This is a genomic window from Variovorax sp. 01T439_2 (genome assembly GCF_056398445.1).
In genome coordinates this window covers 1-5,481 of record NZ_JBFTPJ010000537.1, presented here as the reverse complement: position 1 = coordinate 5,481, position 5,481 = coordinate 1, and the positions used below count along the sequence as shown (strand labels likewise).

The window sequence follows — 5,481 nt, the reverse complement described above, 5'->3', positions numbered from 1 at the left end:
GCATCGAGTGGTTGATCCACTCGTAGCCCGCGATGGTCACGTCCAGCTGCGTGCCGAAGGGCCGGTTGTCCGGCTCGCCCTTGGCGCGCTGGTACACCAGCGAACGCTGCGCGCGCGAGAACGGGGCGGCCTCGGAATCGCTCTCGATGAAGTACTGCCGCATTTCCGGCCGGATGAATTCCAGCAGGAAGCGCAGGTGGCCGATGACGGGGTAGTTGCGCAGGATGGCGTGGCGGGCCTGCCGCAGGTCGTGCACGCCGGTGCCCGAAAGCACCGCGAAGACCGCCACGCCCACCCAGGCCAGCCACAGGTGGGGCGACACCAGCACCAGGGCGATGCAGGCCGCCAGGCCGACCACGCACAGGGCGAAGGCGCTGTAGCGCGTCGGAAACGGAATAATCGTGGACATAGAAATAGTGTCGACCGGAGCCTGCTGCATCATAGAGGGCTGCMCCGAACTTGCCATGACCAACAACCACGACACCCCCCAGGCCGAAGCGGCCGCTTCCGCCCCCCTCGGCCCCGACGATTTCGACGCCCTCGACCAGGCGCTGGACGCCATGCGCGAGCACGACGAGGAAATTCCCCAGTGGGAGTTCTGCGAAGGCTTCATGGCCGCGCTGATCTGCACCCGCCGGCGCATCGAGCCGGCCGAATACTGGCCGGTGCTGCTGGGCGAGGGCTTCGTGCCGGCCCAGCACATGGAGTTCGTCTGGAACTGGAAGCGCCGCTGGCTCGAGATCGAAGAGGGCCTGGACGCCGACGTGCAGTCGCTCGACGACGAGCGCAGCTGGCAGCCCGAGGTGCTCGACACCCGCGGCGCCATTGCCTCGCTGCCCGAGGAAGAGCGCGCCGAGGTGGCGGGCGAGGAAATTCCTTCGTTCGCGCAGGTCTGGGCGCTGGGCTTCATGTACGCGGTCGAGAACTGGCCCGAGGACTGGGCCGCGCCGCGCGACAAGGAAGCCGCCCAGATGCTGGACGACGCGCTCGACAACATCGTGGCGCTGACCGAGGACGACAAGGCCAAGCCCACGCTCTCGATGTTCAGCGACGACGGCCCGCCGAGCGTGAGCCAGCAGCGGCTGGACGATTTCGGCGCCGCCATCTGGGCCGTGTACGACCTGCGCCAGCTCTGGAAGAGCCTGGGCCCGAAGGTCGAGACCCTCCGCAAGGAAGCCACGCCCGGCCGCAACGACCCCTGCCCCTGCGGCAGCGGCAAGAAATACAAGAAGTGCCACGGTGCCTGACAGCGGCCCTGCCAGCGCACGGCTGACGCCACGCGCGGCGTGGGCCATGGTGCTGGCGCTGTGCGCCGGCGTGGCGTTGAGCCAGGCCTTTCGCACGGTAGGCGCCATCATGGCGAGCCCGCTGCAGGCCGACTTCAGGCTCTCGGCCCAGGCGCTGGGCATTTTCTCGGGCGCCTTTCATTTCGCCTTTGGCGCGATGCAGCTCTTCATGGGCATCGGCATCGACCTGCATGGCGTGCGGCGCACGGTGCTGGTGGCCTTTCCGGTCGCCATCGCGGGCGCGCTGCTGTCGGCGTTCGCGCCGAGCTACGCGGTGCTGGTGGCGGGGCAGGCGCTGATCGGCGTCGGCTGCGCGCCGGCCTTCCTGGTGTGCACCGTGTTCATCGCGCGGCACTTTCCCGCCGCGCGCTTTGCCACCGTCTCGGGCCTGGTGCTGGCCATCGGCGGCCTCGGCATGCTGGCCACCGGCACGCCGCTCGCGTGGCTGGTGCAGGCCTATTCGTGGCGCGCGGGCTTCCTGGTGCTGGCCGTGGCCTCGGCGCTGGCGTGGCTCGCGATCTGGCACTGGGTGCGCGAGCCCGCCGCGGCCGTGCCGCGGGTGAACGAGTCGATTCCCGAGGCCATCCGCCAGTTCGGCGCGCTGCTCGCAATGCCGCACACGCTCGGCATCGTCATGCTCGGGGCCGTGACCTACGCCGCCTTCATCTCGCTGCGCGGGCTCTGGCTCGGACCGCTCATGATGGAGCGCCACGGCTACTCGCTGGTGCAAAGCGGCAACGTCGCCATCGCGGTGTCGGTGATCTCGCTGTTCGGTGCGCCGCTGTTCGGCCGCTTCGACCGCGACGGCGCCGCGCGCCGCCGCCGGATCGTGGTGTGCGCGCTCGGCTATGCGGCGCTGTTCGCGCTCATCGCCTTCACGCATTCGGCCTGGCTGGACATCGGCGGCATGGTGCTGATCGGCGTGCTCTCGGGCTTCATCGTCTGGCAGTACGCCGACGTGCGCGTGGCCTACCCGGCGACGCTCACGGGCCGCGCGATGGCGGTCTTCACCATGGCGATGTTCCTCGGCGTCGCGCTCATGCAGTGGGCCACCGGCGTGGCGGCCTCGGTGGCCGCGGCGCATGGCGGCGATCCGCTCAGGGCCGTGCTGGCCACCATTGCCGCGCTGCTGGTGCTGGGCATCGCGGCCTTCGCGTGGCTGCCCGCGCCGAAGGCCGACGCCCTCAGATCTTGAAGGCGCGCTGGATGTCGGGCCGCACCAGGTCGGCGTATTCGCGGTGCTTGCGGATGTAGCCCGCAATGAACTGGCACACCGGAATCACATGCAGCCCCTTGGCGCGCGCCTCGTCCAGCACATGCCGTGCAATGCCCGAGCCCACGCCCTTGCCCTCGTGCTCGGGCAGCACCTCGGTGTGGGTGAACATGATGGCGTCGGTCAGCAGGTTGTATTCGGCGTAGGCCGCGAGCTGGCCCTCGAGCGCGGCTTCGTAGCGGTGCAGGGCTTCGTTGTTGGTGATGGCGAGGTTGCTGTTGCTCATGGTTGGCGTGCGAGATAAGTGGCGAGATTGGCGGCCGCGGTGGCGCGTACCTTGTTGCGCAGCATCGGCGTCCAGCCGAGCAGCAGGCCCGGCGCGCCCAGCGCCTGGCGCGACCAGGTCCAGAAGGCAAAGCTGTCGCGGTGCGTGGCAATCAGCCCCTCGGGCGTGAAGCCGAAGCGCGCATCGACGCTGTTGTCGACCAGCCGGCCGGTGGCGCTGAAGCGGTAGTGCGCGTCCCAGTGGGCATGGCCGCTGGTGCCGTCGGCCTGCACGTCGCGCCAGGTCAGCCGCCAGACGTCGGCGCCCTTGGCGCGCGTGGCGTCGCAGAGCATGCGCCACATGCCGCCCACCTGTTGCCGGCCGCGCAGCGAGAAGGCCTCGTCGTCGAAGGCCGCGTCGCTGGCGTAGCAGGCAGCCATGGCGCGGGCATCGAGCCGGGAGAAGGCCTCGTAGAAGCGCTCGATGGTCTGGGCATTGGCGGTGGCAGTTGTCATGTCATGGGGCCTTTGTTGTGGTGCCGGGCTGCGGGCCGAGCAGGCCCACCAGTGTCTGCAGGGCGTAGTGCACCGTGGCCGCGCGCACCGCGGCGCGGTCGCCATCGAAGCGGCGGCGCTCGGTGCGCACCTGCCCGCCGGCCGACCAGCCGAACCACACGGTGCCGACCGGCTTGTCGGGGCTGCCGCCGGTAGGGCCGGCCACGCCGGTCACGGCCACTGCGGCGCGCGCTGCCGAATGCGCGATGGCGCCTTCGGCCATGGCGCGCGCCACCGGCTCGCTGACCGCGCCGTGGGCTTCGATCAGCGCAGCGTCGACGCCCAGCAGTTCGGTCTTGGCCGCGTTCGAGTAGCTGACGAAGCCGCGCTCGAACCAGGCGCTGGAGCCCGCGAGCTCGGTGCATGCGCCGGCAATGAGCCCGCCGGTGCCACAGCACGATCCAGAACGCGATCACCTCGTCCCACACGATGCTGCCCGGGTCGGCCACGCCCATGTCGCGCGCGGTGATGCTGCAGGCCCACCAGCCGATCGGCAGCGAGGCCAGGATGATCCAGCCGATGGCCGCGGGCGTGAGCCACAGCTGCATCACGGCAAAGGCGGCCCAGGCCCAGAGCGTGCCGACGGTGCCGGGCGCCACGCGCGGCAGGCCGGAGCCGAAGCCCATGGCGATGAAATGCGCCGGGTGGGACAACAGGAAAGCGATCGAGGGACGGCGGGGCGTGGCTGGCGGCATGGGGCCTGCGGAGGAAGAAGCAGCTTGCATCAGGCCAGAGTGTCGCGCATTCGGGGGGCTGCCCAAGGCCCTCTATTTATCAAAGCAATAGCTTGTTTAATTCACAAGGCCGGCCTAGTATCCGGGCCTTGCCTTGCCACCCGTCGTCTGCCAAGGACCGCGCCATATGCCTGCCGCCTCATCCAACGCCCCTGCCTCGCTCCACCCCGCTTCGCCCGCTGCCGATTGGAGCGAACTGTTCAGCGGCCGCAACGGCTGGCGTGCGCTGGCGCTCACGGGCGGCGTTGCGCTGCATGCGGTCAACGTGCACATCGTGACGACCGTGCTGCCCTCGGTGGTGAACGAGATCGGCGGGCTCGACTGGTACGCCTGGAGCACCACGCTGTTCGTGGTGGGATCGATCCTCGGCGCCACGCTGTCGGTGCGGCTGCTGGCGCGGCGGGGTCCGCGCGGCGCCTGCCTGGCGGCGCTCGTGGTCTTCGGCGCGGGGTCGATGGCCTGCGCGCTCGCACCGGCCATGCCGTGGCTGCTCGCGGGCCGCACGGTGCAGGGGCTGGGCGGCGGCCTGCTCGCGGCCCTGAGCTATGCGCTGATCCAGCGGGTGTTCGCGCCGCGGCTGTGGCCGCGCGCGGTGGCGCTGGTGTCGGGCATGTGGGGCGTGGCCACGCTCTGCGGGCCGGCGGTGGGCGGCCTGTTCGCGCAGGCGGGGCACTGGCGCTGGGCCTTCTGGTCGCTGCTGCCGCTGGCTGCCGTGCAGGCGCTGCTGGTCGCGGTGCAGTTGCGGCCCGCGGCCGGCGTGCGGCATGAACGGCCATCGGCCATGCCGCGCATTGCGGCGCTGCAGATCGGCTTGCTGGCGGCCTCGGTGCTGGTGATCGCGGCCAGCGAGTTCCTGTCGGCCATGGCCTGGCAGGCCGCCGGCGTGGCGCTGGGCCTGGCGCTCGGCGTGGCCGCCACGCGGATCGACCGGCATGCCGCGGTGCGGCTGCTGCCCGCCGGCGCCTACGCGCTGCGCACGCCGATGGGCGCCATCTATGCCTGCGTGGTGCTGCTTTTGATCGGCACCACCACCGAGATCTTCGTGCCGTACTTCCTGCAGTTGCTGCATGGCCATTCGCCGCTGTCGGCCGGCTATCTCACTGCGGCGATGGCCGGTGGCTGGAGCGCGGGCTCGCTGCTGTCGTCGGGGCGCAGCGGCGCGGGCGCCGACCGCATGCTGCGCGCCGGGCCCGTGGCCTGCACGCTGGGGCTTGCCGCGCTCGCGCTGCTGCTGCCGGCGCCCGGGCGCTTTGCGCCGGGGCTCGAGATGCTGCTGGCCGCCATCGCGCTGGCGGCCGTGGGGCTGGGCGTGGGCATCGGATGGCCGCACCTGGTCACGCGCGTGATGTCGCTCGCGCCGGCCGGGCAGGAAGGCCTGGCCTCGGCCTCGATCACCACCGTGCAGCTCTACACCACCGTGCAGCTCTAC

General features: G+C 71.0%; 5 protein-coding genes and 3 pseudogenes. 3 read left to right on the top strand and 5 right to left on the bottom strand.

Annotated features, from left to right (window positions below; all coding sequences use genetic code 11):
• Positions 1-409, bottom strand: a pseudogene (locus tag AC1DOC_RS22625) (FMN-binding glutamate synthase family protein); the annotation flags it as partial.
• A 55-nt stretch (positions 410-464) separates the two neighbouring features.
• Here AC1DOC_RS22625 and AC1DOC_RS22620 point away from each other — a divergent pair.
• Positions 465-1,247: a UPF0149 family protein gene (locus AC1DOC_RS22620; RefSeq protein ID WP_478081471.1), complete on the top strand. Its 783-nt coding sequence runs from the start codon at positions 465-467 to the stop codon at positions 1,245-1,247.
• 46 nt (positions 1,248-1,293) lie between these two features.
• On the top strand, positions 1,294-2,481 hold the full coding sequence (locus AC1DOC_RS22615) for an MFS transporter (RefSeq protein ID WP_436311805.1): 1,188 nt from the start codon (positions 1,294-1,296) through the stop codon (positions 2,479-2,481).
• Here AC1DOC_RS22615 and AC1DOC_RS22610 read toward each other — a convergent pair.
• From AC1DOC_RS22610 to AC1DOC_RS22595, 4 genes and pseudogenes are all read right to left on the bottom strand, one after another.
• Positions 2,471-2,785 (bottom strand): GNAT family N-acetyltransferase, encoded by a 315-nt coding sequence (locus AC1DOC_RS22610; RefSeq protein WP_307592913.1) that lies wholly within the window; start codon positions 2,783-2,785, stop codon positions 2,471-2,473. The two genes, AC1DOC_RS22615 and AC1DOC_RS22610, sit on opposite strands and share 11 nt — an antisense overlap.
• The gene (locus AC1DOC_RS22605; protein ID WP_369664114.1) at positions 2,782-3,279 is read right to left on the bottom strand and encodes a nuclear transport factor 2 family protein; all 498 of its coding nucleotides are present in this window, start codon (positions 3,277-3,279) and stop codon (positions 2,782-2,784) included. The genes AC1DOC_RS22610 and AC1DOC_RS22605 overlap by 4 nt, the downstream gene beginning before the upstream one ends.
• Position 3,280: 1 nt before the next feature.
• Positions 3,281-3,706 (bottom strand): annotated as a pseudogene (locus AC1DOC_RS22600) (CinA family protein); the annotation flags it as partial.
• Between the two features lies 1 nt (position 3,707).
• Positions 3,708-4,013, bottom strand: a pseudogene (locus AC1DOC_RS22595) (phosphatidylglycerophosphatase A family protein); the annotation flags it as partial.
• Positions 4,014-4,179: 166 nt separating this feature from the next.
• On the opposite strand from AC1DOC_RS22595, the gene AC1DOC_RS22590 reads away from it, so the two are divergent.
• Positions 4,180-5,481 (top strand): MFS transporter (locus AC1DOC_RS22590; protein ID WP_478130521.1); only part of this gene is annotated, 1,302 nt, incomplete at its 3' end.

Bases quoted from the DNA above. Each gene is read 5' to 3' on its own strand.
- AC1DOC_RS22620 (WP_478081471.1), top strand. From the start codon at position 465: ATGACCAACAACCACGACACCCCCCAGGCCGAAGCGGCCGCTTCCGCC.
- AC1DOC_RS22615 (WP_436311805.1), top strand. From the start codon at position 1,294: ATGGTGCTGGCGCTGTGCGCCGGCGTGGCGTTGAGCCAGGCCTTTCGC.
- AC1DOC_RS22610 (WP_307592913.1), bottom strand. From the start codon at position 2,785: ATGAGCAACAGCAACCTCGCCATCACCAACAACGAAGCCCTGCACCGC.
- AC1DOC_RS22605 (WP_369664114.1), bottom strand. From the start codon at position 3,279: ATGACAACTGCCACCGCCAATGCCCAGACCATCGAGCGCTTCTACGAG.